Raw genomic sequence first — 26,316 nt, forward strand, 5'->3', positions numbered from 1 at the left:
CTCATTGGGTACATCATCTGAGAGCCAAAAAACGTCGGAGGCTGGCATGTGCGGAATCGTCGGACTTTTCTTGAAGGACAAGGCGCTGGAGCCGAAGCTCGGCGCCATGCTGTCCGAGATGCTGGTGTCGCTCAGCGACCGTGGCCCGGACAGCGCCGGCATCGCCATCTATGGCGCGGCCACCGGCAATGAGGCCAAGATCACCGTGCAATCGCCGAAGCCCGACCGCGATTTCCGCGGCCTCGACGCCGAACTTGCCAAGGCGATCGGCGCGCCGGTCAGCGTCGCGGTAAAGTCCACCCACGCTGTCATCCGGACGACGCCGGACAAGGTCGACACCGCGCGCGAGGCGCTGCAGACGCTCAGACCCGACATCCGCATCATGGGCGCAGGCGAGGCTGTGGAGATCTACAAGGAAGTCGGCCTGCCGGAAGCCGTCGTCGACCGCTTCGACGTCCGCTCGATGACCGGCACGCACGGCATCGGCCACACCCGCATGGCGACCGAATCGGCGGTCACCACGATGGGCGCGCATCCCTTCTCGACCGGCGCCGACCAGTGCCTGGTGCACAATGGCTCGCTCTCCAACCACAACAATATGCGGCGCGAGCTGATCCGCGACGGCATGAAGTTCGAGACCGAGAACGACACCGAAGTGGCGGCCGCCTATCTCTCCAACAGGATGGCGCATGGCAAGAATCTCGGCGAGGCGCTGGAGGGTACGCTCTCCGACCTCGACGGCTTCTTCACCTTCGTCGTCGGCACCAAGAACGGCTTCGGCGTGGTGCGCGACCCGATCGCCTGCAAGCCGGCCGTGATGGCCGAGACCGACCAGTATGTCGCCTTCGGCTCGGAATATCGCGCGCTCACCAAGCTGCCCGGCATCGACAATGCGCGGGTCTGGGAGCCGGAGCCCGCAACCGTCTATTTCTGGGAGCATTGAGCCGATGCCGGCAAACACAATGTCGAAAGCCGAGCGCGATCAGAGCCATGCGAGGGTCTTCGACCTCTCGCAGCATACGCTGCGCGAGTTGAATCAGGCGCTACACAAGCTGACGCCCGGCTCGAACGAGACCGCCTGGGAAGTGCTCAACCCGAAGGGCAGCCATTCGGTGGCCGTGGGCGTCGACCAGCCGGTCAGCATCGATGTGCGCGGCAGCGTCGGCTATTACTGCGCCGGCATGAATGACGGCGCCGCGATCACCGTGCACGGCTCGGCCGGCCCGGGCGTCGGCGAGAACATGATGTCGGGCTCGATCGTCATCAAGGGGGACGCCAGCCAGTATGCCGGCGCCACCGGCCGCGGCGGCCTGCTGGTCATCGAGGGCAACGCCTCATCGCGTTGCGGTATCTCGATGAAAGGCATCGACATCGTCGTGCATGGCAATATCGGCCACATGTCGGCCTTCATGGCGCAGTCCGGCAACCTCGTGGTGCTGGGCGATGCCGGCGACGCGCTGGGCGATTCCATCTACGAGGCGCGGCTCTTCGTGCGCGGCAAGGTGGAAAGCCTCGGCGCCGACTGCATCGCCAAGGAGATGCGGCCCGAGCATTTGGAGTTGGTGCAGGGCCTGCTCGACAGGGCCGGCGTCACCGGCGTCAAGGCGTCGGAGTTCAAGCGCTACGGCTCGGCCCGCAAACTCTACAATTTCAACATCGATAACGCCGACGCGTATTGAGGCAAGATGACCTACCGCAACCCGCCGACGACGCCGCGCAAATCCGCGACCTTCGACGACTACACGCTTTCCGAAATCCGCCGCGCGGCCGCGACCGGCATCTATGACATCCGCGGCGCCGGCGCCAAGCGCAAGCTGCCGCATTTCGACGACCTGCTTTTCCTCGGCGCCTCGATCTCGCGCTATCCGCTGGAAGGCTATCGCGAGCGCTGCGACACCTCGGTGGTGCTCGGCTCACGCCACGCCAGGAAGCCGATCGAGCTGAAGATCCCGATCACCATTGCCGGCATGAGCTTCGGGTCGCTTTCCGGCCCGGCCAAGGAAGCGTTGGGGCGCGGCGCCACGCTTTCCGGCACCTCGACCACGACGGGCGACGGCGGCATGACCGAGGAAGAACGCGGCCATTCGAAGACGCTGGTCTATCAATACCTGCCTTCGCGCTACGGCATGAACCCGCGCGACCTGCGCCGCGCCGACGCCATCGAGGTGGTGGTCGGTCAGGGCGCCAAGCCGGGCGGCGGGGGCATGCTGCTTGGCCAGAAGATTTCCGACCGCGTCGCCGAGATGCGCACGTTGCCCAAGGGCATCGACCAGCGCTCGGCCTCGCGCCACCCGGATTGGACCGGTCCGGACGATCTCGAGATCAAGATCCTCGAGTTGCGCGAGATCACCGACTGGGAAAAGCCGATCTACGTCAAGGTCGGCGGCGCGCGGCCTTACTACGACACCGCGCTCGCGGTGAAGGCCGGCGCCGACGTCGTCGTGGTCGACGGCATGCAGGGCGGCACGGCCGCGACGCAGGAAGTGTTCATCGAAAATGTCGGCCAGCCGACGCTTGCCTGCATCAGGCCGGCGGTGCAGGCGCTGCAGGACCTCGGCATGCACCGCAAGGTGCAGCTGATCGTCTCCGGCGGCATCCGCAACGGCGCCGATGTCGCCAAGGCGCTGGCGCTCGGCGTCGACGCGGTGTCGATCGGCACGGCGGCGCTGGTCGCGCTCGGCGACAACGACCCGCGCTGGGAGGCGGAATACAATGCGCTGGGCACCACGGCCGGCGCCTATGACGACTGGCACGAGGGCCGCGACCCGGCCGGCATCACCACGCAGGATCCGGAGCTGATGAAGCGGGTCGACCCGATCGCGGCCGGACGGCGGCTGGCGAACTACCTCAAGGTGATGACGCTGGAGGCGCAGACGATTGCGCGTGCCTGCGGCAAGAACAGCCTGCACAATCTCGAGCCCGAGGATCTCGTCGCGCTCTCGATCGAAGCCGCCGCCATGGCAGGCGTTCCTTTGGCCGGCACCAACTGGATACCGGGGAAGAACGGCTTCTAGGACAACTTCCAAGATCACATAAGCGAGGAACTATAATGGGGAACGATCTCGCCGCATTCGCCAAGGAGAACGGCGTCAAATATTTCATGATCTCCTACACCGACCTGTTCAGCGGGCAACGCGCCAAGCTGGTGCCGGCGCAGGCGATCGCCGACATGCAGAAGGATGGTGCGGGCTTCGCCGGTTTCGCGACATGGCTCGACCTGACGCCGGCGCACCCGGACATGCTGGCCGTGCCGGATCCGGATTCGGTGATCCAGTTGCCCTGGAAGCCAGAGGTTGCCTGGGTGGCGGCCACCTGCGTGATGGACGACAAGCTCGTGGACCAGGCGCCGCGCAACACGCTGAAACGGGTGATCGATGAAGCCGCCCGCGACGGCATGCATGTCAAGACCGGCGTCGAGGCCGAGTTCTTCCTGATCTCGCCCGACGGCAAGGCGATCTCCGACGAATACGACACAGCCTCGAAGCCCTGCTACGACCAGCAGGCGGTGATGCGCCGCTACGACGTCATCGCCGAGATCTGCGACCATATGCTGGCGCTCGGCTGGGGCCCGTACCAGAACGACCACGAGGACGCCAACGGCCAGTTCGAGATGAACTGGACCTTCGATCACGCGCTGGCGACCGCCGACAAGCACTCCTTCTTCAAGTTCATGGTCAAGTCGATCGCGGAGAAGCACGGCCTGCGCGCGACGTTCATGCCCAAGCCCTTCCAGGGCCTGACCGGCAATGGCTGCCACGCGCATATCTCGGTGTGGGACGAGACCGGCAAGACCAATGTATTTGCCGACAATTCGGAAGAGCTTGGCCTGTCCGCCAAGGGCAGGAACTTCCTTGGCGGCATCATGAAGCATGCCTCGGCGCTTGCCGCGATCACCAATCCGACGGTCAATTCCTACAAGCGCATCAACGCGCCGCGGACCATTTCGGGCGCGACCTGGGCGCCGAACACGGTGACCTGGACCGGCAACAACCGCACGCATATGGTGCGCGTGCCGGGACCCGGACGCTTCGAGCTGCGCCTGCCCGACGGCGCCGCCAATCCCTATCTCCTGCAGGCCGTGATCATCGCGGCCGGCCTCGACGGCATCCGCTCGAAGGCCGACCCCGGCAAGCGCTACGACATCGACATGTACCAGTTCGGCCATACCGTGACGGACGCGCCGAAACTGCCTCTCAACCTGCTCGACGCGCTGCGCGAATTCGACAACGACAAATCGCTCAAGGCGGCGCTGGGTGAGGAATTTTCGTCGGCATATCTAAAGCTGAAGCAGCAGGAATGGAATTCCTATGCTTCGCACTTCACGCAGTGGGAGCGCGACCACACGCTGGATATCTAGCATCCAGCGTTGCGGGTGGGCGGCCTCGGAATGACGCAATGAAATATTCGATCTTCTCGCTCGCCCGCGCCGCCCTCTCCGGCCACAAGAACTGGAAGCCCACCTGGCGCGACGCCGCACCCAAGGATCGCTACGACGTGGTGATCATCGGCGGCGGCGGGCACGGGCTCGCCACTGCCTGGTTCCTTGCCAGCGAGTTCGGCATCCGCAACGTCGCGGTGCTCGAAAAAGGCTGGATCGGCTCCGGCAATGCCGGCCGCAACACCACCATCATCCGCTCCAATTACGGCCTGCCCGGCAATACCGGCTTCTACGAGTTGTCGATGAAGCTGTGGGAGACGATGGAGCAGGACCTCAACTACAACGCCATGGTCAGCCAGCGCGGCGTGCTCAACCTCTACCATTCCGACGCGCAGCGCGACGCCTTCGCCCGGCGCGGCAACACGATGCGCATCAACGGCATCGACGCCGAGCTGCTCGACCAGGCGGCGCTGCGCAAAATGCTGCCATTCCTGAATTTCGACAATGCGCGCTTCCCCGTGCAGGGCGGCCTGCTGCAGCGGCGCGGCGGCACGGCTCGCCACGACGCCGTGGTTTGGGGCTATGCGCATGCGGCGAGCGCGCTCGGCGTCGACATCATCCAGAACTGCGAGGTCACCGGCTTCACGCGCGACGCCAACGGCAAGGTCACCGGCGTCGAGACCTCGCGCGGCAGGATCGGCGCCGGCAAGGTCGGCATGGCGGTTGCGGGTTCTTCCTCGCACGTCGCGGCGATGGCCGGCTTGCGCCTGCCGATCGAGAGCCATGTGCTGCAGGCCTTCGTCTCGGAAGCGATCAAGCCGCTCATCCCCGGCGTCATGACCTTCGGCGCCGGACATTTCTATGTCAGCCAGTCCGACAAGGGCGGGCTGGTCTTCGGCGGCGACATCGACGGCTATAATTCCTACGCCCAGCGCGGCAATCTGCCGGTGATGGAAGACGTCTGCGAAGGCGGCATGGCGCTGATCCCGATGATCGGCCGCGTGCGGCTGCTGCGCCAGTGGGGCGGCATCATGGACATGTCGATGGACGGCTCGCCGATCATCGACAAGAGCCCGGTCGACGGCCTCTATATCAATGCCGGCTGGTGCTATGGCGGCTTCAAGGCAACGCCGGGCTCAGGCCTCGTCTTCGCTCATCTTCTGGCGCGCGACGAGTCGCACAAGGAGGCTGCCCGCTTCCGCCTCGACCGCTTCCAGCGCGGCGCCATGATCGACGAGAAGGGCCAGGGCGCCCAACCGAACCTCCATTGAAGACCCAGCCATGCGCATAATCTGTCCCTTCTGCGGCGAACGCGAACTCGGCGAGTTCACCTATCTCGGCGACGCCAAGCCGCAGCGCCCCGCGGCCGACGCCGGCGAGGACGCCGTCTACGATTACGTCTATCTGCGCGACAACATCGCCGGCGTGATCAGCGAGTACTGGTATCACGGCGGCGGCTGCCGGGCCTGGCTGAAGGTCACGCGCAACACGCTGACGCATGAGATTTCGGCCGTCGAGCCGGCTGCGGGCGCCGGCGCCGCCAAGGTTGGCGCATGATGCGCGGCGATCAGGCAAACCGGCTGAACAATGGCGGTCTCATCGACCGTACGGCACCGCTCAGCTTCCGCTTCGACGGCAAGAATTTTTTGGGCTTCAAGGGAGACACGCTGGCTTCCGCGCTGGTTGCCAACGGCATCAAGCTCGTCGGCCGCTCGTTCAAATATCATCGCCCGCGCGGCATCCTCACCGCCGGTTCGGAAGAGCCCAACGCGCTGGTCGAATTGCGCAGCGGCGCGCGGCGCGAGCCGAACACCAAGGCGACCACGGCCGAGCTCTATGAAGGCCTCGAAGCCGCCAGCCAGAACCGCTGGCCGTCGCTCAATTTCGACGTCATGTCGGTCAACCAGTTGTTCGCGCCGATCTTCGTCGCCGGCTTCTACTACAAGACCTTCATGTGGCCGGCAAAATTCTGGGAAGCGATCTACGAACCGGCGATCCGCCGCGCCGCCGGTCTTGGCCGCGCGGCGGGCGTTTCCGATCCCGACCACTATGACAAGGCCTGGGCGCATTGCGACGTGGTGATCGCTGGCTCCGGTCCGGCCGGTCTGGCGGCTGCCCTTGCCGCCGGCCGTAGCGGCGCGCGCGTCATCCTGTGCGAAGAGGATTTTGTCCTCGGCGGGCGGCTGCTCGCCGATGGCGGCACGATCGACGGATTGCCCGCCGCCGAATGGATCGCGGGCGCGGTTGCCGAACTGACTGCAATGCCGGATGTGCGCATCATGAGGCGCACGACTTTGTTCGGCGTCTATGACGGCGGCACCTATGGCGCAATCGAGCGCGTCAACGACCATCTGCCGGTGCCGCCGGAACACCAGGTCCGGCAGCGGCTATGGCGGATCGTGGCCAAGCGCTGCGTCGTCGCCGCCGGCGCGATCGAACGTCCCATCGTCTTTGCCGGCAACGATACGCCGGGCGTGATGATGGCGTCGGCCATGCGCAGCTACATCAACCGCTACGCCGCCACGCCGGCGAGACGCATCGCGCTCTTTACCAACAACGAGGATGGCTGGCGAACGGCCGAAACGGCGATCGCGGCAGGGCTGCAGGTGGCGGCCGTGATCGATGCCCGGCCGGACGTTTCGCCGGCGCATCGCTCGCTGGCCAGCAAGGGCGGCTTCCCGGTGCTGCACGGCTCGGTCTCCGCTGTCGATCGCGGCAAGGCCGGCGTGCGCAAGATTTCCGTCGCGCTGACCGGTGGCGCGCGCGCCGAGGTCGAGGCCGACGGGCTTGCCGTGTCGGGCGGCTGGAACCCGGCGGTCGGGCTCACCTCCTATCATCGCGGCCGGCCGAAATGGCGCGACGACATCGCCGCCTTCGTGCCGGACGGCGCGCCGCCCGGAATGGTCGCGGCCGGCGCGGCCAACGGCGCTTTCGGTCTCGGCGCCTGCCTGCGCGAAGGGTTCGAAGCCGGCGCTGCCGCGGCACGCGATGCCGGGCGCGGCGGCAATATCGGCTCCATGCCTGTCGCCGACGATGAGGCGTTCTCGCTGACGCCGCTCTGGCATGTCGCCGGCAACGGCAAGGCCTTCGTCGACCAGCAGCATGACGTCACTGCTTCCGATGTCGAGCTGGCGCAGCGCGAGGGTTTTCAATCGGTCGAGCATCTGAAGCGCTACACCACGCTCGGCATGGCGACCGACCAGGGCAAGACCTCGAATGTCGCCGGCCTCGCCATCATGGCGGCGGTCACCGGCAAGTCGATCCCCGAGACAGGCACCACGATCTACCGGCCGCCTTATGTGCCGGTCGCCATCGGCGCTTTCGCCGGCCACCATCGCGACGAAAATTTCCATGCGACGCGGCTGACGCCGTCGCATCATTGGGCGGCCGAACAGGGTGCCGTCTTCGTCGATACCGGGCTTTGGAAACGCGCCCAGTGGTATCCCCGCGCGGGCGAGAAGGACTGGCTGGAATCGGTCACCCGCGAGGTCAAGGCGGTGCGCAGCGGCGTCGGCTTCTGCGATGTCTCGACGCTCGGCAAGATCGACGTGCACGGGCCCGATGCCGGTGCCTTCCTCGACCGCGTCTACATCAACGCCTTCTCCAGCCTCGCCGTCGGCAAGGCGCGCTACGGCTTGATGCTGCGCGAGGACGGCATCGTCTATGACGACGGCACGACCTCGCGTCTGGCCGAAGACCATTATTTCCTCACCACCACCACGGCCAAGGCCGGGCTGGTGATGCAGCATCTGGAGTTCTGCCGGCAGGTGCTGTTCCCCGAGCTCGATGTGCAGCTGACTTCCGTCTCGGACCAGTGGGCGCAGTTCTCGATCGCCGGGCCGAAGACCCGCGACCTCTTGAAGGAGATCGTCGATCCGGCCGAGGACCTGTCGAACGAAGGTTTCCCGTTCATGGGCGCGCGCGAGGTCAAGCTGCGCGGCGGCCTGAAGGCGAGGCTGTTTCGCATCTCCTTCTCCGGCGAGATGGCCTTCGAGATTTCGGTGCCGGCGCGTTACGGCGAGGCGATGGCGCGCAATCTGATGCTCGCCGGCAAACCGTTCGGGGTGACGCCCTACGGCACCGAAGCACTCGGTGTGATGCGCATCGAAAAGGGCCATGTCGCCGGACCGGAGCTCAACGGCACCACCACGGCTGGTGATCTCGGCCTCGGCAAGATGATGTCGACCAAGAAGGATTTCATCGGCCGTGTCATGGCCGGCCGCGAGGCGCTCACCGTGCCGAATCGACAGGTGGTCGTCGGCATCAAGCCGACAGATAAGGCACGGCGCCTGCGTTCCGGCGCGCATATCATTCCGAAGGGCGAGACGCCCGGGCCTGAGAACGACCAGGGCTATGTCACCTCGGTCTGTTTCTCGCCGGTGCTCGACCAGTGGATCGGCTTGGGTCTTGTCGAGCGCGGCCGCGAGCGCATCGGCGAGATCGTGCGCGCGCATGACCCGTTGCGCGGCGAGGACTACGATGTCGAGTTCTGCAATTCCGTCTTCTACGATCCGGATGGAGGGCGCCAGCGTGGCTGATTTTTCCTGGGACATCCGCAGCCCGCTCGACCGCGCGCTCGTCGCCGGCCCTTATGGCGCGCAAGGCGAAGCCGGCGTGTCGCTGACCGAGATCCGCAATTTCGACCTTGTCCAGGTGATGGCGCGGCGCGGCAAGGCCGGCGAGACGATCGCGGCTGCGAAGGCGCGCCTCGGTGCTGCCGCGCCGGAGACGCCCAAGGCTGTCAGCATTGCCGATGCGACGGTGATCTGGTCGGGACCGGACCAGTTCTTCGTGCTGTCCAAGGGTGGCAAGCATTCGATCGACGCGCTTGCCTCCGTCTTTGCCGGCTCGGCCTCGCTTTCCGACCAATCGCATGCGCGGGCGCTGATCAGCATCTCCGGCGACAAGGCCCGCGCGATGCTCGCCAAGCTGTCGTCGATCGATTTGCATCCCGATGTGTTCGGCGTGGGTGCGGCGGCTGCGACCTCGATGGATCACACGAGTGTCACGCTGTGGCGCGGTGATGATCGCAATGGGCAGGCGGTGTTCAATCTCCTGGTGTTCGCGACTTTCGCCGAGAGCCTCTGGCACACCATCCTCGACTCCGCTGCCGAGCACGGCGTGACGATCGGTCATTCGGAAGATTTGGCGTAGCGATGCGCCCTCTCCTTCTCCCTTGCGGGAGAAGGTGGATCGGCGCGCCAGCGCCGAGACGGATGAGGGGTGTTCCAGCGGAGTGAGACGTCGGCTTTCCCTGGAGCACCCCTCATCCGGCCGCTGCGCGGCCACCTTCTCCCCCAAGGGGAAGGGAAGTCCCGCCTTGCCAAACGCATTCCCCCTGCTATTCTCTCAGCGAAAATAATTTTACACACAGGCAAACTTGTTTCTCGCTCGGAGGAGGGTTTGAGATGAGCCAGTCGCCCTACCCCGCCGTCCTGTCCAGGCCGCCCAAGCCTAGCCTGATCCTGCGCCCCGGCGAGATCCGGCTGCCGCCGGGCCTGGAGCGCTATACGGTGCAGGGCAACGGCGCGGTGCTGATCGACGTCGAGGCGGGCGACAGCGTCGGCGTCACCAATGTCGAAGGCGGCCAACCCTGCGAATTGCTGGCCTGGGACACATCCGGCGCGACCGATCCCGGCATTTTCGGCGAACGGTCGAACAGCAACGCCGCCGGCGTCAAGGCGCTGCTCGCCGAGGGCGACGACAGTCTCTCGGCGCTGCGTCTCAGCCTCGAGCGCCGGAAGGTGCAGCTCGACCAGCCGAAGGCCGTGCGCGTGTTCGGTGGCGCCACACCGGCCGGCGCCGAGCAGAGTTTTTCCGTGCAGCGCGACGGCGCGCTGCTGATTGCCGCGCCCGGCGGGCCGATGCTGGTCGACGGCCACAACACCGCGACGCCACTGACCGTCCTGGTGCGCCGCGCCACCATCCGACTGAAGACAAGAGGGCAGCTTGCCGATCCGCTGGCCGATCCTGTGCTCGATCTGCGCGTGAGATCGGCGACCGCCGAATCCTATTTCGTCAAGGCGGGCGACTATCTGCAGATCATCGATGTCGATGGCCGGCAATGCACCGACTTCCAGTGCTTTTCGGCGCGCAAGCTGGACAAGGGCCGCGACCTGCCGCTCGACGTGACGACGACCCGCACGCTGATGGGCTCGGCCTATCCGATGCCCGGCCTGCATTCGAAATATTACAACCAGGACATGGAGCCGCTGGTCGAGGTGGTGCAGGACACATGCGGGCGGCACGACGCCTTCGCGCTCGCCTGCGCCGCCAAATATTACGACGACATCGGCTATCCCGGTCACACCAACTGCTCGGAGAATTTCAACAAGGCGCTTGCCGACAAGGGCGTGACGCCCCGCGCCGGCTGGATGGCGATCAACTTCTTCTTCAACACGGCGATCGACGCGCATGGCGTGATGGTGTCGGACGAGCCGTGGTCGCGGCCGGGCGACTATGTGCTGCTCAGGGCGCTGACTGATATCATCTGCGTGTCCTCGGCCTGCCCGGACGACACCACGCCCGCCAATGGCTGGGACCTGACCGACATCCATGTGCGAACCTATTCCGGCCAGCACAAATTCTCGCGAGCGATCGCCAGACGCATGAAGCCCGACTCGGAACCGAAAATGACCCGCGAGACAGCCTTTCATTCGAGCTTTGCCAAGCACACGCGCGATTTCGTCGAATACAGGGGCTATTGGCTCGCTAATTCCTTCGCCAAGGAAGGGCCGATCGCCGAATACTGGGCCTGCCGGCAGGATGCCGTGATCATGGACCTGTCGCCGCTACGCAAGTTCGAGGTCACTGGACCCGACGCCGAAGCGCTGCTGCAATACACGCTGACCCGCGACGTCAAGAAGCTCGGCGTCGGCCAGGTCGTCTACACGGCGATGTGCTACGAGCATGGCGGCATGATCGACGACGGCACGCTGCTGAGACTCGGCAAGGACAATTTCCGCTGGGTCGGCGGCGACGATTTCTCCGGCGAATGGCTGCGTGAGACGGCCAAGAAGCTCGGCCTCAACGTGCTGGTGCGCTCCTCCACCGACCAGATGCACAACATCGCAGTGCAGGGGCCGAAGAGCCGCGACATCTTGAAGGAGGTCGTCTGGACCTCGCCGGTGCAGCCCTCGATCGGCGAGCTCGAATGGTTCCGCTTCGCCGTCGCGCGCATCGGCGGCGGCAACGGCGTGCCTGTCGTGGTCTCGCGCACGGGCTATACGGGCGAGCTCGGCTATGAGATCTGGTGCCATCCGCGCGACGCCGAAAAGGTGTTCGACGCCGTCTGGGAAGCCGGCCAGCCGCATGGGCTGAAGCCGATGGGCCTGCAGGCGCTCGACATGGTGCGCATCGAGGCCGGGCTGATCTTCGCCGGTTACGAATTCTCCGACCAGACCGATCCGTTCGAGGCCGGCATCGGCTTCACCGTGCCGCTGAAGACCAAGGCCGACGACTTCGTCGGCCGCGACCCGCTGATCCGGCGCAAGGAGCATCCGCAGCACAAGCTCGTCGGCCTCGACATCGACGCCAATATCCCGGTCGGCCATGGCGACTGCGTCCATGTCGGGCGCGCCCAGATCGGCGTCGTGACCTCCGGCATGCGCTCGCCGGTGCTGGGCAAAAACATCGCGCTGGCAAGGCTCGACGTCACCCATGCCGAGATCGGCGCGGAGGTCGAGATCGGCAAGCTCGACGGCCACGCCAAGCGGCTGCCCGCGCGCGTCGTGCCCTTCGCGCACTACGATCCGCAAAAGACCAAGCCTCGTTCCTGATAGCTGCGATCTTTCCCTTCTGCCCTTGTGGAGAAGGGAAGAAGGATGTTTCGCAAGCGTGATGTGCATGACATTCACAAAACGCTTGACGCGAAAGCGCGTCGGATCAATCTTCACTCTAAAGAAAAAAATACGACTGAGTGGAAACACGACAGTCGGACCATAGTGGCCGGGGAGCAAGCTTCGCGAGAGCCGAAGCGTCGCCGGCGGGGAACAGAAAAAAGGGGAAGACACAAGATATGAGCACGATAAGCACGGCCCTGGAGCAGCCTGCCGAAAGCAAGCTGCTCAGGCATATCGACTGGCGTGGCGCCTTCTGGGTGGCAAGCGGTGTTCCGGCACTGGTCCTGTTCTCGATCGGCGGCATTGCCGGCACGACCGGGACGCTTGCCTTTCTGATCTGGACGGTGTCCATGATCATGGGTTTCCTGCAATCCTTCACATATGCGGAGATTGCCGGCCTGTTCCCGAACAAGTCGGGCGGCGCCTCGATCTACGGCGCTACCGCCTGGCTGCGTTATTCGAAATTCATCGCGCCGCTGTCGGTGTGGTGCAACTGGTTTGCCTGGTCGCCGGTGCTGTCGCTCGGCTGCTCGATCGCCGCCGCCTATATCCTCAACGCGCTGGCGCCGATCCCGGTCTTCTCCGAAACCTCGCCCGAGGTGGTCGCCTATATCGCCGCGCATGCCGGGACGGCTCCCGCCGACGCCATCGCCGCGGTCACGGCCGCCGCGACGCCGGCGATCCGCAACTGGACGCTGTGGGGCCATACGCTGGGTCCCGTTTCGTTCACGCTCAACGCCACCTTCTTCATCGGCGCGGTGCTGATGCTGGTCATCTTCGCCATCCAGCATCGCGGCATCCTCGGCACGGCCAATGTGCAGAAATATATCGGCCTGCTGGTCATCATCCCGATGCTGATCGTCGGCGTCGTGCCGATCGTCACCGGCCAGATCAACTACGCCAACTTCTCGCCGCTGGTGCCGCTGGCGGCCGCATACGCGCCTGACCCCGGGTCGTGGAACATCGCCGGCTGGACCCTGGTGCTGGGCGGCATGTTCATCGCCGCATGGTCGACCTACGGCTTCGAGACCGCGGTCTGCTACACGTCTGAGTTCAAGAACCCCGGCACCGACACGTTCAAGGCCATCTTCTATTCCGGCCTGCTCTGCATGCTGTTGTTCATCCTGGTGCCCTTCACCTTCCAGGGCGTTCTGGGCCTGAACGGTATGCTGGCGACGCCGATTGTCGACGGCTCGGGCGTCGCCGACGCGCTGGCCGGCATGGTCGGCGGCGGCAAGCTGATCCACAGCCTGCTGGTGATGCTGATGATCCTGGCGCTGGTGCTTTGCATCATGACGGCGATGGCCGGCTCCTCGCGCACGCTCTACCAGGGTTCGGTCGACGGCTGGCTGCCGCGCTATCTCAGCCATGTCAACGAGCACGGCGCGCCGACGCGGGCGATGTGGACCGATCTCTGCTTCAACCTGGCCGTTCTGGCGATCGCCTCGGCCGACGCGACGAGCTTCTTCTTCATCCTCGCCGTGTCGAACTGCGGCTACATCATCTTCAACTTCCTCAACCTCAATGCCGGCTGGATCCACCGCATCGACAACGGCCATATCAACCGGCCGTGGAAGGCGCCGACCTGGCTGCTCGGCATCGGTGCCATCTTCGCCTATGTCAACGCCATCTTCATGGGTGCGGGCGCCAAGGTGTGGAACCCGATGGCGCTGTGGGCCGGCCTGATAACGGCTGCCTTGATCATCCCGGTGTTCTGCTTCCGTCACTATATTCAGGATGGCGGCAAGTTCCCCGAGCATATGCTGGCCGATCTCGGCATGGCGGGGGCGGACCTCTCGGTCAAGAAGGCGGGCGTGCTGCCCTACCTGACGCTCGTGGCCGGCGTGATCGTGATGCTGATCGCCAACTGGGTGTTCGTTATCTGACGTGGCAACCTGAAAGGAAACGGGCGCGCTTCGGCGCGCCCGTTTGTTTTTTGCGATCGCCTCGATCTCGGCGTCAACCTGCCTTGCGGGCAGCCACTTCTTCGAAGAACCGGTTCGGCGGCCGCTTCAGGCCGAGATTCTCGCGCAGCGTCGATCCTTCATATTCGCGCCTGAAGATCCCGCGCCGCTGCAGCTCGGGGACGACCTTCTCGGCGAAATCGTCGAGCCCGGCGGGCAGATAGGGGAACATGACGTTGAACCCGTCGGAGCCGTCGCTGAGCAACCACTCCTCCATGTCGTCGGCAATGGTCTTGGCGGTGCCCACGAAAGCCAGACCGGAATAGCCGCCGAGCCGCTGGGCCAGTTGGCGGACCGTGAGGCTTTCCTTGCGCGCCAGCTCGATGACGCGCTCGCGGCTGCTCTTCGAGGCATTGGTCTCGGGAATGTCGGGCAGCGGAGCGTCGGGATCGAAACCCGACGCATCATGGCCAAGCGCGATCGACAGCGAGGCGATGCCGCTCTCGTAATAGACGAGACTGTCCAGCTTCGCGCGCTTGGCCCGCGCCTCCTCGACACTGTCGCCGACGACGACGAAGGCGCCGGGCAGGATCTTGATGTCGTCGCGCGCGCGGCCGAGTTTTTGCGCCCGGCCCTTCACGTCGGCAAAGAAGCGCCGGCCGGATGCCAGGTCGGGCGGCGCGGCGAAGATCACCTCCGCCGTCTCGGCGGCCAGTTGGCGCCCGACGTCGGACGCGCCGGCCTGGACGATGACCGGCCAGCCCTGCACCGGCCTGGCGATGTTGAGCGGGCCACGCACAGACAGGTGCTCGCCCTTGTGATCGAGCACATGCAGTTTCGATGGATCGAAATAGAGGCCGCTTTCGGCGTCGCGGATGAAGGCGTCGTCGGCAAAACTGTCCCACAGTCCGGTCACGACATCGTAGAACTCGCGCGCCCGGTGGTAGCGCTCGTCATGCTCGACATGCTCGTCGAGGCCGAAATTCAGCGCCGCGTCGGGATTGGACGTGGTGACGATGTTCCAGCCGGCGCGTCCGCCGCTGATATGGTCGAGCGAGGCGAAGCGCCGGGCGATGTGATAGGGCGCGTCGAAGGTGGTCGAAGCGGTCGCCACCAGGCCGATATGATCGGTGACGGCGGCAAGCGCCGAGAGCAGCGTGAACGGCTCGAACGACGTTACCGTGTGGCTGCGCCGCAGCGCCTCGATCGGCATGTTGAGCACGGCCAGATGGTCGGCCATGAAGAAGGCGTCGAACTTCGCCGCCTCGAGCGTCTGCGCGAAGCGCTTCAAATGCGCGAAGTTGAAGTTGGCGTCCGCGTAGGCGCCCGGATAGCGCCAGGCGCCGGTGTGAAGACTGACGGGGCGCATGAAGGCGCCGAGTCGCAATTGCCGTTTTTCTGACATGAGGAATGATCCAGCGATGACGAGCGTTGCCGCTCCGATATTAGCGCAGGATCGGCCTGCATCGCGCCGCTGAAAAGGAATTCTGTTTTGCCGAAGCCCTGCCGCGGAGTATTTTCGCCCAGCTGACCCTTGATGCGGATCATCCGCCACCGGCTTTCGCCGATGGCGGATGAGGCTTGCTTTCACGCAATTCCGGACGGAATTGCTCTCTAGGTTGCCACCTTTGTTCTATTCCGCGGCCAGTGCCAGCTGCGGCCGTTCGATGCCTTCGATCTTCTCCGACTCCGGCGCCTGCTCGTCGGTCTTGGCTTTCTTCGGCGCGCGGCCGAAGAACAGCGCGTAGCCGGCCGGCAGCACCAGAATGGTGAGCACGGTGGCGACCAGGATGCCGCCCATCATGGCGTAGGCGAGCGGCCCCCAGAAGACGGCGCGCGAGATCGGGATCAGCGCCAGGACGGCGGTGAGCGCGGTCAGCATGATCGGCCGGAAGCGGCGCACGGCTGCACCCACGATCGCTTCCGATCGATCCATGCCTGCCGCGATGTCCTGATCGATCTGGTCGACCAGGATGATCGAGTTGCGCATGATGATGCCGAGCAGCGCGATGACGCCGAGGATGGCGACGAAGCCGAAGGGCGCGCCGCTGATCAGCAGCGCCGCGGCGGCGCCGATAATGCCGAGCGGGCCGGTTGCCAGCACCAGCATCGATTTGCCGAAATGCTGCAGTTGGACCATCAGAAGCACGACGATGATCGCCAGCATGATCGGCGCCTTGGCGGCGATCGAAGCCTGGCTCTCGGCCGAATCCTCGGCGCCGCCCTGGATCTGGATCTGGTAGCCGGGCGCAAGGCCGGCGCGCAGGTCCTTCATGTCGTTGTACATCTTGGTGACGACGTCGTTCGATTGCACGCCGTCCGGCAACGTGGCGCGCACGCTGATCGTCGGCAGCCGGTTGCGCCGCCATTCGATGCCCTGCTCCAAGACGGGCACGACCTTGGCCACCTGCGAGAGCGGCACCGAACCGCCGAAGTCGGTCGGGATATAGACGGAGTCGACCGAGGACAGGAGATGGCGGCTCGCCTCGGGCTCGCGGGCGACGATCGACACCGTCTCCTCACCGTCGCGGAAGTCGTCGAGCGGCGCGCCGGACATGGTCGCCTGCAGCATCTGGCGGATGCGTTGCGAGGTGACGCCAAGGGCGCGAGCACGATCCTGGTCGATCACCAGCTTCATCGCCGGCACCGGCTCCAGCCAGTCATCATGGATGGCGCCGAGCAGCGGGTTGGCCTGGAACTTCGCCTTCACCTCGTCGGCGATGCGGCGCACCTCCTTGCGGTCCGGACCCATGATGCGCATCTGCACCGGCCAGCCGGTCGGCGGTCCAAGGAACAGACGGTCGACCTTGCCGCGGATCGACGGGAAGTCCTTGGCCAGGATGCCGCGCATCTTGACGATCAACCGCTCGCGAGCCGGCTCGTCCTTGGCCATCACCAGCAGCTGGGCGAAGTTGGGATTGCGGAGTTGCTGGTCGAGCGGCAGGAAGAAGCGTGGCGCGCCTTCGCCGATATAGGTGGCGATGAAGCGCTTGTCGGGATCGTCCATCATCCTGGCTTCCAGCGCCTTGGCCTGGTTCTCGACCTCCTTGATCGAGGTGCCTTCCGGCAGCCAGAGATCGACCAGGATTTCCGGGCGCGACGACTGCGGGAAGAAGTTCTGCGGGATGAACTGGAAGGCCCACAGGCTGGTGGCGAAGGTCACCAGGGTCATCACCAGAACGATGATGCGGTGACGCACGGCCCAGGTAACGGTCGCGCGCAGGCGGCGGTAGAAGCGGGTGTCGAAGACATCGTGATGGGTGCCCGCGTGCTTGCGCTGCTTCAGGATCATGTAGCCCAGCCAGGGCGTGAAATAGACCGCGACGAACCACGACACGACGAGCGCGATGCCGACGACGTAGAACAGGGTGCGCACATATTCGCCGGCGGTGGACGCCGCGAAGCCGACCGGGATGAAGCCCGCCGTGGTGATCAGCGTGCCGGTAAGCATCGGGAAGGCTGTCGAGGTGTAGGCGAAGCTCGCCGCCTCGATCTTGACCAGCCCCTCCTCCAGCTTTCGCTCCATCATCTCGACGACGATCATGGCGTCGTCGACCAGGAGGCCGAGCGCGATGATCAAAGCGCCGAGCGAGATGCGCTGCAGGTCGATGCCGATCTCGTACATGATGGCGAAGGTCGCGGCCAAGACCAGTGGGATGGCGATGGCTATCACCAGGCCCGAGCGCCAGCCGATCGACAGGAGCGAGACGGCGAGCACGATGAGCAGCGCTTCGCCCAGCGCTTCCATGAATTCGCTCACCGCGTCCTTGACCACCTCCGGCTGGTCGGAGATCTGGTCGACCGAAACGCCGTAGGGCAGCCCAGCCTCGAAGCGCTGATAAGTCGCCTCGACATCCTTACCGACGTCCCTCACGTTGAAGCCCTTGGCCATGACGACGCCGACCTGGACGCTCTCATGGCCGTTGAAGCGGTATTTGCGCTCATAAGGGTCTTCGAGGCCGGACGAGACCGTGGCGATGTCGCCGAGCCGCGTCACCTGGCTGCCGGAGCGCAGCCTCAGTTCGCGGATGTCCGCGGCCTTGGTGACGTCGCCCTCGACCGAGATGCGCACCGAGCGCAGGCCGGTGTCGACCGAGCCGGCCGGATCGACCGCGTTTTGCCCTTTGACGGCGTTCTGCAGGTCGAGGGTGGTCAGGCCGCGCTCGGCCAGCGCCTTGGATGAGACGTCGATATAGATCTTCTCCGGCTGGTCGCCGATGATGACGGCCTTTTCGACGCCCGGCGTCGTCAACAGCATGTCGCGCGCCTGGATGGCGAATTTCTTCAGCTCCGGATAGGTGAAGCCGTCGCCGCTGATCGAATGCAACGTGATGAAGGTGTCGCCGAACTCGTCGTTGAAATAGGGGCCGAGCAGGCCTTGCGGCAACTCATTGGAAATGTCGCCGACCTTCTTGCGCACCTGATAAAAGGCGTCCTTGACCTCCTCGGCATTGGTGTCGCCTTTCACCTGAAGCGTGATGATGGCGCTGCCGGCACGCGTGTAGGAGCGCACGAAATCGAGATGCGGCGTTTCCTGCAGCTTGCGCTCGATCTTGTTGACGACCTGGTCTTCCATGTCCTGGATCGAGGCGCCGGGCCAGATCGCCTGCACCACCATGACGCGGAAGGTGAAGTCCGGGTCTTCCTTCTGGCCCATGCGCATCAGGCCGAGCGCGCCAGCCAGGATGATCAGCCCGAACAGGAAGCGCGCGATGCTCGGATGTCCGATCGCCCAGCGCGAAAGGTTGAAGGGCCGCTTTTCAGTGCTGCTGTCGGTCGTGGTCATGGCACAAGTCCAGTCCAATTGGCCGGCAATGCACACCTGGCATTGCCTGTGAATTCTCGGTCGGGTTTCCGGGCGGCGAGACCCTCAAGCGGAGAGAGAGACTCGCAAATCACGCAGGACGACGCGGCACTGCCGCGGGGGGGAGCCAACATGCCGGTATCCCGCGATCTGGCGTCCGCCGCCCGGAACCCATGCCCTCCCCGGCTCGCGGCTTGATGCAGCGAGAGCGGGAAAGGCGTCTGTCGCGCCTGGTTAGTGCAGGCTGCTGGTGGTTGCGACGTCCTCCGCCGAGGCGGATTGCTGGACGTCGCCAGAAAGCTTGACCTTCAAGTTTTCGGCCATGAACTGGGTGCCCGCCGCGACCACGACATCGCCCTGTTTCAGGCCGTCGGCCACGGTGACGCCGTCGGCGGTGAAGTTGGCGACCTTGATCGGGCGCGGATGCACGGTGTCGGAGGCACGGTCCACCGTCCAGACGATCTGCTTGCCATCCTTCTCGGTCATCGCGGTCAGCGGGATCGACACAAGTTGCGTCTTGTTGCCGACGGTCGCCTGGACATTGGCGGTCATGCCGAGCAGCACGCGCGGATCGTTGGGCAGCGAAACCCGGACGGCGAAGGTGCGCGACTGCGGATCGGCGCTGCCGGCGACCTCGCGGACCTTGCCGTCAAGCGTCAAGCCTTCGTCCGACCAGAAGCTCGCCTTGACCTCCTTGCCGGGCTTGAAGCCGGCAATGTCCATCTCCGGCACCGCGATCGACACTTCCTTCTCGCCATCCACCGCGACAGTCATCACCGGCGTGCCGGCCGCGACCACCTGCCCGACGTCAGCGGAGATGGCGGTGACGATGCCGTTCTTGCTGGCTTTCAGATCGGCGTATTGAACCTGGTTCTGCGCCTGGGCCAGCGTCGAACGAGCGGCATCGCGGGTCGCCACGGCCTGGTCGTAGGTCAGCCGCGCCTGGTCGAGCTGCGACTTCGGCGCGAAATTCTTGGCATAGAGCTGTTCGGCGCGCTTCCTGGCGAGGTCGACGGTCTCGACCTGGCGCTCGGCGGCGTCGAGGCTGGCCGCAGCGCTCTTCACCGACAGTTCGTAATCGGCAGGATCGACGCGGGCGAGCACGTCGCCCTCATTCACGTGCTGGCCGATGTCGACCAGGCGCTCGGTGACCTTGCCGGCGATGCGGAAGCCGAGATTCATCTCGGTGCGGGCGCGCACCGAACCGGAATAATCGAGCTGACGGGTGGTCTGCGCCTCGCCGATCTCGACAACCTTGACCGGCCGGACGACTTCCTGGACGACCTCGGCTTTCTCCTGGCTGCAGCCGGCAAGGCCGAGCATTGCCGCAACGACGGCGGCGGTTGAGAGGCGTGCAGCCGGCAGCTTGCGGAGGATGGAACTGGACAAAGACACCTTAGCGCTCCCGAATTGGAGATGATTTGTCGACCGCACCCGGCGGACGGCTTCTATTTCAAGGCTCTGATGGCGTAGTCGATAAGTTCGTCGGGCATCGCCCGGTTGGTCTTGGCAAGGCACTGCGCCACCATCTGCGGATGGCAGAGAATAACGGTCGCGGCGCCGAAGCAGCGCGAGGCCGTTTCCGGATCCTGTTGTCTGAACTCGCCGGCCTCGATGCCCTCGCGGATCACTTCGGCGTAGAGGTCGTGGATGCTGTTGACATGCTTGTCGATGACGGACCAGTCGCGCTCCAGCGCGACGATGACCATCTCATGCACCTTCTCCTGGTCGAGCATGACCTCCAGCGTCATCTTGTACTGCGCATGGATGTAGCGGCGCAGCCGTTCCTCGGCGCTGATCGGCAGATGCATGATCTCGTAGGCCATCTTGTAGCTAGCGCCGAGCATGCGGCCACAGACGGCCTGGTGGATTTCAACCTTGGAGGCAAAGAAGCGGTAGATGTTGGCCGGCGACATGCCGAGCTCGCGGGCAATGTCGGCGACATTGGTCTTGCCGTAACCGTAGTGGCGGAAGAGCCGCTCGGCGCAGTCGAGAATGCGGGTCACATTCTCCTGTTTGGCTGGGTCTGCCACGATGTCGGCGGCTTCGGACATGGCACTTTCGTTTGATAAGTGACGAATTTCAATTTTCGTCAGTCGTAAAACGAAAGGAGCGAGGAGTCAACGCGGAATCGACGTACACGTATAATTGGTGACAGATGGTGACAGCGGGCGCGGCCTTCAATCGGCGCCTGCGATTGGCAGCCGACGCTGATGGGGTCGTCATCCTAGGGCGGAGCAAGGAGCGAAGCGACGCGGCGCAGACCCTAGGATGACGAAGTCGCGGGCGCTGGCGCAAATTGTCGATGTCGCGGCCGTGTTGGGGCGAACTACGCCCCCTTAGCCATCTCCCGCAGCCGGAACTTCTGGATCTTGCCCGTCGAGGTCTTCGGGATCTCCGCGAACACGACCGCCTTCGGCACCTTGAAACGCGCCAGCAACCCTCGGCAATGCTCGATGATCTCGGCCTCTGTCGCGGTCTTGCCGGGCTTCAGCTCGACATAGGCGACCGGCACCTCGCCCCATTTGTCGTCTGCGCGCGCGACAACGCCGCAGGAGGCGACCGACGGATGCTTGTAGAGCGCGTCCTCGACTTCGATGGAGGAGATGTTCTCGCCGCCCGAGATGATGATGTCCTTGGAGCGGTCCTTGAGCTGGATGTAGCCGTCCGGATGCATGACGCCGAGGTCGCCGGAATGGAACCAGCCGCCGGCGAAGGCCTCGTCGGTGGCCTTCCGGTTCTTCAGATAGCCCTTCATGACGATGTTGCCGCGGAACATGACCTCGCCAATGGTCTCGCCGTCGGCCGGCGTCTCCTCCATCGTCTGAGGGTCCATCACCGTAAGACCCTCGAGCGAGGCATAGCGCACGCCCTGGCGCGCTTTCTTCGCCGTCCTGGGCCCCTTCTCCAGCGCGTCCCACTCGTTGTGCCATTCGTTGACGACGGCCGGGCCGTAGGTTTCGGTGAGGCCGTAGAGATGGGTGACGGCGAAGCCGGCGTCGGCCATGCCCGCCAGCACGGCCTCCGGCGGCGGCGCCGCGGCAGTGTTGAAGGTGACGGTCTGCGGGAACTGGCGCTTGTCCTCATCCTTGGCGTTGATCAGCACCGACATGACGATCGGCGCACCGCACAGATGGGTGACGCCGTGATCGGCGATCGCGTCGTACATCGGTTTCGCCCGTACCCAGCGCAGGCAGACATGCGTGCCGGCCTGCACGGCAAGCGTCCAGGGGAAGCACCAGCCGTTGCAATGGAACATCGGCAGCGTCCACAGATAGACCGCGTGCCTGGCCATGCCGGCATGGATGGTGTTGGTGTAGGCCATCAGGGCGGCGCCACGATGATGGTAGACGACGCCCTTCGGGTTGCCTGTCGTGCCGGAGGTGTAGTTGAGCGAGATGGCGTCCCATTCGTCATCCGGCATCGACCATGCGAACGCCTCGTCGCCCGCGGCGACGAAGTCCTCATAATCGAGCACGCCGATCCGCTCGCCCTTCGGGTAGGGAGCGTCGGCGGCATAATCGGGGTCATCGTAGTCGATGATCAATGGCTTGGACTTGGCCAACGCCAGGGCCTCCTTGACCACGCCCGAGAATTCGCGGTCGACGATCAGCACCTTCGAGTCGGCATGGTCGATCTGGAAAGCGATGACGGCGGCGTCGAGGCGGGTGTTCAGCGAATGCAGCACCGCCTTGGTCATCGGCACGCCGAAATGCGCTTCCAGCATCGGCGGCGTGTTGGACAGCATCACCGTCACCGTGTCGCCCTTGCCGATGCCGTGCCTCGCAAGCGCCGAGGCAAGCTTCAACGAGCGGCGCCAGAACTCGCGATAGGTGATGCGCTGGCTGCCATGGATGATGGCGATGTGGTCGGGATAGGTCTTGGCCGCGCGTTCAAGATAAGTGAGCGGCGTCAACGGCTGATAATTGGCGGCGTTCCTGTCGAGATCCTGTTCGTAGGGATTGGCCATCCCGTTCTCCCCAATGTTCTTTTCGAGCTTTCTAACCCTAGGCCCGCCGTCACGCCATCCCCCTTCCGCGGCCGAAAATGCTATGCTGCGCCGGCTTGGTAGAATGGCGATCCGGATTGGGCCGCGCCGCGAGGCGATCGCGGCCCTGGTGTGCAAATTTGACTTTTGTCGAGAGCCGTGACTAATGTCAGCCGAGGAGGCGGCATGGCGATCAGACCGGCAGAACAGCTCATCCACAAGGCCGCCTGGCTTTACTATGCGCACGGCCTTCGCCAGGACGAAGTGGCGAGCCAGCTTAACATTTCGCGGGCCTCGGTCGCCATGTACCTGCGCAAGGCGCGCGAGACCGGCATCGTCAACATCTCGACCTCGACGCAGCTTTTCACCGACGATGTCATGGCGCGCAAGGTCGAAGATGCCTTCGGGCTGGACGCCGTCTGGATCGCGCCGGAAAATGCTTATCTCGCCGACCCTTCGACCGACATCGCCGTGCTGGCGGCGAGCGTCTTCCTCGAGCTGGTGAAGAAGGGCGACCGCATCGGCGTCGCCTGGGGCCGCACCGTCTACACCATCGCCGACATCATGTCCTTCGCCGACCTACAGGACGTGACCGTGGTGCAGCTCTGCGGCAATCTCGGCGCGCCCTATTCCTACCGGCCAGACCAGTGCACGATGGAGATCGCGCGGCGGCTCAACGCCAAGGGCCTGAACTTCTACGCGCCGCTGGTGCTGTCGACGGAAGAGCTGGCGAAGAGCCTGCGCGCCGAGCCGGTGATCCGCGACCAGCTCGCCGGCATCGCCGAGTGCGACCTCGCGCTCTATTCCGTCGGCGCGGTCGATGCCGACAGCCATCTGGTCAAATGCGGCGCGCTGTCGCCGGCCGAGATGGAAGGACTGCGCAGCCAGGGCGCCGCCGGCGTCATCGCCGGACAGATCATCGACGCCAGGGGCGAGGTGCTCGACTGCAGCTACAACCGGCGCGTCATCTCCGCCGAGCTCGCTTCGCTGCGCGCCATCGGGAAGCGGTTGATGGTGGTGCAGGAAGACACCAAGTTCGAGCCGCTGCTTTCAGCCATCGCCGGCGGGCTCTGCACGCATCTGGTGATCGGGGCGCATATGGCCGGGCGCCTGCTCCAGTACGCCGAGGCGGCAACCAAAAAGGCCTCTTAGAAAAACCACCCTCGCCGCTTCTGTCTGTCATACAGGCGTCGCGGCTTTCTGTTCATGAGCAAAAAGACGAGTATCGGACGGAACGACATGAAGAATCTTTGGAACGATGCCGACGCGGAGAAGACGGTTACCGACTATGCCAAGAAGGGCGTCGGCGGCGACCTTGCGCTGCGCGTCTACACGACCCGCCTGCTCGGCGGAGAGCCGCGGCTGGTGCTGCATGGCGGCGGCAACACGTCCTGCAAGACCAAGGCCACTGATCTCCTCGGCGACGAGTGGGATGTGCTGTGCGTCAAGGGCAGCGGCTGGGACATGGCCGTCATCGAGCCGCAAGGCCTGCCGGCGGTGAAGATGGGCGCGCTGCTCAAGGCGCGCACGCTTACCAAGCTCTCCGACGAGGACATGGTCGCGCTGCAGCGCTCCAACCTGATCGATCCCGCCTCTCCCAACCCGTCGGTCGAGACACTTCTGCACGCCTTCCTGCCGCACAAATTCGTCGACCACACGCATTCGACCGCGATCCTCGCCATCGTCGACCAGGAAGACAGCAAACCGCTGATCAGGGCCGTGTTCGGCGACAAGATGGGTTACGTGCCTTACATCAAGCCGGGCTTCGACCTCGCCAAGGTCGCGGCCGACATCTATGACGCCGACCCGAGCGTCGAGGGTTTGATCCTCGACAAGCACGGCATCTTCACCTTCGGCGACGACGCCAAGCAGGCCTATGACCGCATGATCCATTACGTGACTGTGGCCGAGGACTACGTCGCCAAAAACGGCAAGCCGCAGGCGGCCAAGGCTGCGCTGCCGGCAAAACTCGCCAAGCCGGGCGACATCGCGCCGACGCTGCGCGGCGCGGTGGCCGTGTCGCGCGGCGAAGGCCGTTTCGACCGCATGATCAGCGACTTCCGCACCTCGGACGCCATCGTCGATTTCATCAATTCGGCCAAGATTGCCGAGTTGGCCGGCCGCGGCGTCTCGACGCCCGATCTGTCGATCCGCATCAAGACGGGACCGATGGCGGTGCCGGCGCCCGACGCCGACAAGCTCGGCGACTTCAAGGCCGTGGTGCGCAGCCATGTCGAGGCCTTCGTCAAGGACTACACCGCCTATTTCGAGACCAACGACGCGCTGGACGACGTCAAGCGCACCATGCTCGACCCGATGCCGCGCCTGACGCTGGTTCCGGGGCTGGGGATGTTCGGCCATGGCCGCACGCTGAAGGATGCCAAGATCGCTTCCGATGTCGGCGAGATGTGGATCGAGGCGGTGCGCGGCGCCGAGGCCGTCGGCAATTTCCATCCGCTGTCCAAAGCCGATCTCTTCCCGCTCGAATACTGGTCGCTGGAGCAGGCCAAGCTTGCCTCCAACAAGCCGAAGCCGCTGACCGGCCAGGTGGTGCTGATCACCGGCGGCGCCGGCGCCATCGGCGCCGCGACGGCAAAACTGTTCGCGGCCAATGGCGCGCATGCGGTGATGGTCGATCTCGACGCCGCCAAGGCCGCCGACGCGGCGAAGGCGGCCGGCAACAACTCGATCGGCATCGGCGCCGACATCACCAAGCCTGACGAGATGCGCGCCGCCTTCGACAAGGCGGTGGCCGTCTATGGCGGCGTCGACATCCTGGTCTCGAATGCGGGAGCGGCCTGGGAAGGCCGCATCGGCGAACTGGACGACGCCACCTTGCGCAAGAGCTTCGAGCTCAATTTCTTCGCCCATCAGTCGGCAGCGCAGAATGCGGTGCGCATCATGCTGGAACAGGGTACCGGCGGCGTGTTGCTCTTCAACACCTCGAAGCAGGCGATCAATCCCGGCCCGAAATTCGGCGCCTACGGCATTCCGAAGGCGGCGACGCTGTTCTTGTCACGGCAGTATGCGCTGGATTACGGCGCCTATGGCATCCGCTCCAACGCGGTCAACGCCGACCGCATCCGCTCGGGCCTTTTGACCGACGCCATGATTGCCAGCCGCTCCGGCGCGCGCGGCGTGTCGGAGAAGGAATACATGTCCGGCAATCTGCTCGGGCAGGAAGTGACGGCCGACGACGTGGCGCAGGCCTTCCTCCATCAGGCGCTGGCCGAGCGCACCACGGCGGACGTGACGACGGTGGACGGCGGCAACATCGCGGCGGCGTTGCGGTGACGAGCACCGTTGCAGCGGTTCGTCGTTTCACGAAACGACGCACCGCTCTTCTCGCGTTGACACCTCTCAGGACGGAGTGCCTTTCGCGCTTCTGCTGAAAAACTGCT

The 26,316-nt window shown here is 64.9% G+C and carries 17 protein-coding genes; 12 read left to right on the forward strand and 5 right to left on the reverse strand.

The window, feature by feature from the left end; all coding sequences use genetic code 11:
- Nucleotides 1-46 precede the first annotated feature (46 nt).
- The 10 genes from DPM35_RS04110 to DPM35_RS04155 all read left to right on the forward strand — a co-directional run bounded on the left by DPM35_RS04110 (nt 47) and on the right by DPM35_RS04155 (nt 14,105).
- Complete coding sequence (locus DPM35_RS04110; RefSeq protein WP_112126009.1) at nt 47-943, forward strand: class II glutamine amidotransferase; 897 nt, start codon at nt 47-49, stop codon at nt 941-943.
- Between the two features lie 4 nt (nt 944-947).
- A complete protein-coding gene (locus DPM35_RS04115) occupies nt 948-1,679 on the forward strand; it encodes a GltB/FmdC/FwdC-like GXGXG domain-containing protein (RefSeq protein ID WP_181591911.1) in 732 nt (243 codons plus the stop codon).
- 6 nt (nt 1,680-1,685) lie between these two features.
- Nucleotides 1,686-3,014 (forward strand): FMN-binding glutamate synthase family protein, encoded by a 1,329-nt coding sequence (locus DPM35_RS04120; protein ID WP_112126011.1) that lies wholly within the window; start codon nt 1,686-1,688, stop codon nt 3,012-3,014.
- Between the two features lie 35 nt (nt 3,015-3,049).
- Nucleotides 3,050-4,357 carry a type III glutamate--ammonia ligase gene (glnT, locus tag DPM35_RS04125; protein ID WP_095818845.1) on the forward strand — a complete coding sequence of 436 codons (1,308 nt, stop codon included), beginning with the start codon at nt 3,050-3,052 and terminating at the stop codon, nt 4,355-4,357.
- 38 nt (nt 4,358-4,395) lie between these two features.
- Nucleotides 4,396-5,649: a sarcosine oxidase subunit beta family protein gene (locus DPM35_RS04130; RefSeq protein ID WP_112126012.1), complete on the forward strand. Its 1,254-nt coding sequence runs from the start codon at nt 4,396-4,398 to the stop codon at nt 5,647-5,649.
- Nucleotides 5,650-5,659: 10 nt separating this feature from the next.
- Nucleotides 5,660-5,935 carry a sarcosine oxidase subunit delta gene (locus DPM35_RS04135; RefSeq protein WP_112126013.1) on the forward strand — a complete coding sequence of 92 codons (276 nt, stop codon included), beginning with the start codon at nt 5,660-5,662 and terminating at the stop codon, nt 5,933-5,935.
- On the forward strand, nt 5,935-8,916 hold the full coding sequence (locus DPM35_RS04140) for a sarcosine oxidase subunit alpha (RefSeq protein ID WP_112126241.1): 2,982 nt from the start codon (nt 5,935-5,937) through the stop codon (nt 8,914-8,916). Before DPM35_RS04135 ends, DPM35_RS04140 begins: the two co-directional genes overlap by 1 nt.
- On the forward strand, nt 8,909-9,532 hold the full coding sequence (locus tag DPM35_RS04145) for a sarcosine oxidase subunit gamma (RefSeq protein WP_112126242.1): 624 nt from the start codon (nt 8,909-8,911) through the stop codon (nt 9,530-9,532). Before DPM35_RS04140 ends, DPM35_RS04145 begins: the two co-directional genes overlap by 8 nt.
- A gap of 254 nt (nt 9,533-9,786) precedes the next feature.
- Entirely contained in the window at nt 9,787-12,156 is a 2,370-nt protein-coding gene (locus DPM35_RS04150; protein ID WP_112126014.1) for a trimethylamine N-oxide demethylase, read from the forward strand.
- Between the two features lie 239 nt (nt 12,157-12,395).
- Nucleotides 12,396-14,105: a trimethylamine N-oxide permease gene (locus DPM35_RS04155; RefSeq protein ID WP_112126015.1), complete on the forward strand. Its 1,710-nt coding sequence runs from the start codon at nt 12,396-12,398 to the stop codon at nt 14,103-14,105.
- A 73-nt stretch (nt 14,106-14,178) separates the two neighbouring features.
- Here the strand turns inward: DPM35_RS04155 and DPM35_RS04160 are convergent, their stop codons facing one another.
- From DPM35_RS04160 to DPM35_RS04180, 5 genes are all read right to left on the reverse strand, one after another.
- A complete protein-coding gene (locus DPM35_RS04160; protein WP_112126016.1) occupies nt 14,179-15,528 on the reverse strand; it encodes an LLM class flavin-dependent oxidoreductase in 1,350 nt (449 codons plus the stop codon).
- 228 nt (nt 15,529-15,756) lie between these two features.
- Nucleotides 15,757-18,909 (reverse strand): efflux RND transporter permease subunit, encoded by a 3,153-nt coding sequence (locus DPM35_RS04165; protein WP_112126017.1) that lies wholly within the window; start codon nt 18,907-18,909, stop codon nt 15,757-15,759.
- A 252-nt stretch (nt 18,910-19,161) separates the two neighbouring features.
- Nucleotides 19,162-20,322 (reverse strand): efflux RND transporter periplasmic adaptor subunit, encoded by a 1,161-nt coding sequence (locus DPM35_RS04170; protein WP_112126018.1) that lies wholly within the window; start codon nt 20,320-20,322, stop codon nt 19,162-19,164.
- Between the two features lie 53 nt (nt 20,323-20,375).
- Nucleotides 20,376-20,981, reverse strand: a complete 606-nt coding sequence (locus DPM35_RS04175; protein ID WP_112126019.1) for a TetR/AcrR family transcriptional regulator — start codon at nt 20,979-20,981, stop codon at nt 20,376-20,378.
- A 275-nt stretch (nt 20,982-21,256) separates the two neighbouring features.
- Complete coding sequence (locus DPM35_RS04180) at nt 21,257-22,897, reverse strand: acyl-CoA synthetase (RefSeq protein ID WP_112126020.1); 1,641 nt, start codon at nt 22,895-22,897, stop codon at nt 21,257-21,259.
- A 204-nt stretch (nt 22,898-23,101) separates the two neighbouring features.
- Between DPM35_RS04180 and DPM35_RS04185 the strand changes: the two genes are divergently transcribed.
- Complete coding sequence (locus tag DPM35_RS04185) at nt 23,102-24,067, forward strand: sugar-binding transcriptional regulator (RefSeq protein ID WP_112126021.1); 966 nt, start codon at nt 23,102-23,104, stop codon at nt 24,065-24,067.
- Nucleotides 24,068-24,154: 87 nt separating this feature from the next.
- On the forward strand, nt 24,155-26,209 hold the full coding sequence (locus DPM35_RS04190; protein WP_112126243.1) for a bifunctional aldolase/short-chain dehydrogenase: 2,055 nt from the start codon (nt 24,155-24,157) through the stop codon (nt 26,207-26,209).
- Nucleotides 26,210-26,316: the final 107 nt, after the last annotated feature.

The sequence above is a fragment of the Mesorhizobium atlanticum genome, assembly GCF_003289965.1.
Lineage (GTDB): Bacteria > Pseudomonadota > Alphaproteobacteria > Rhizobiales > Rhizobiaceae > Mesorhizobium > Mesorhizobium atlanticum.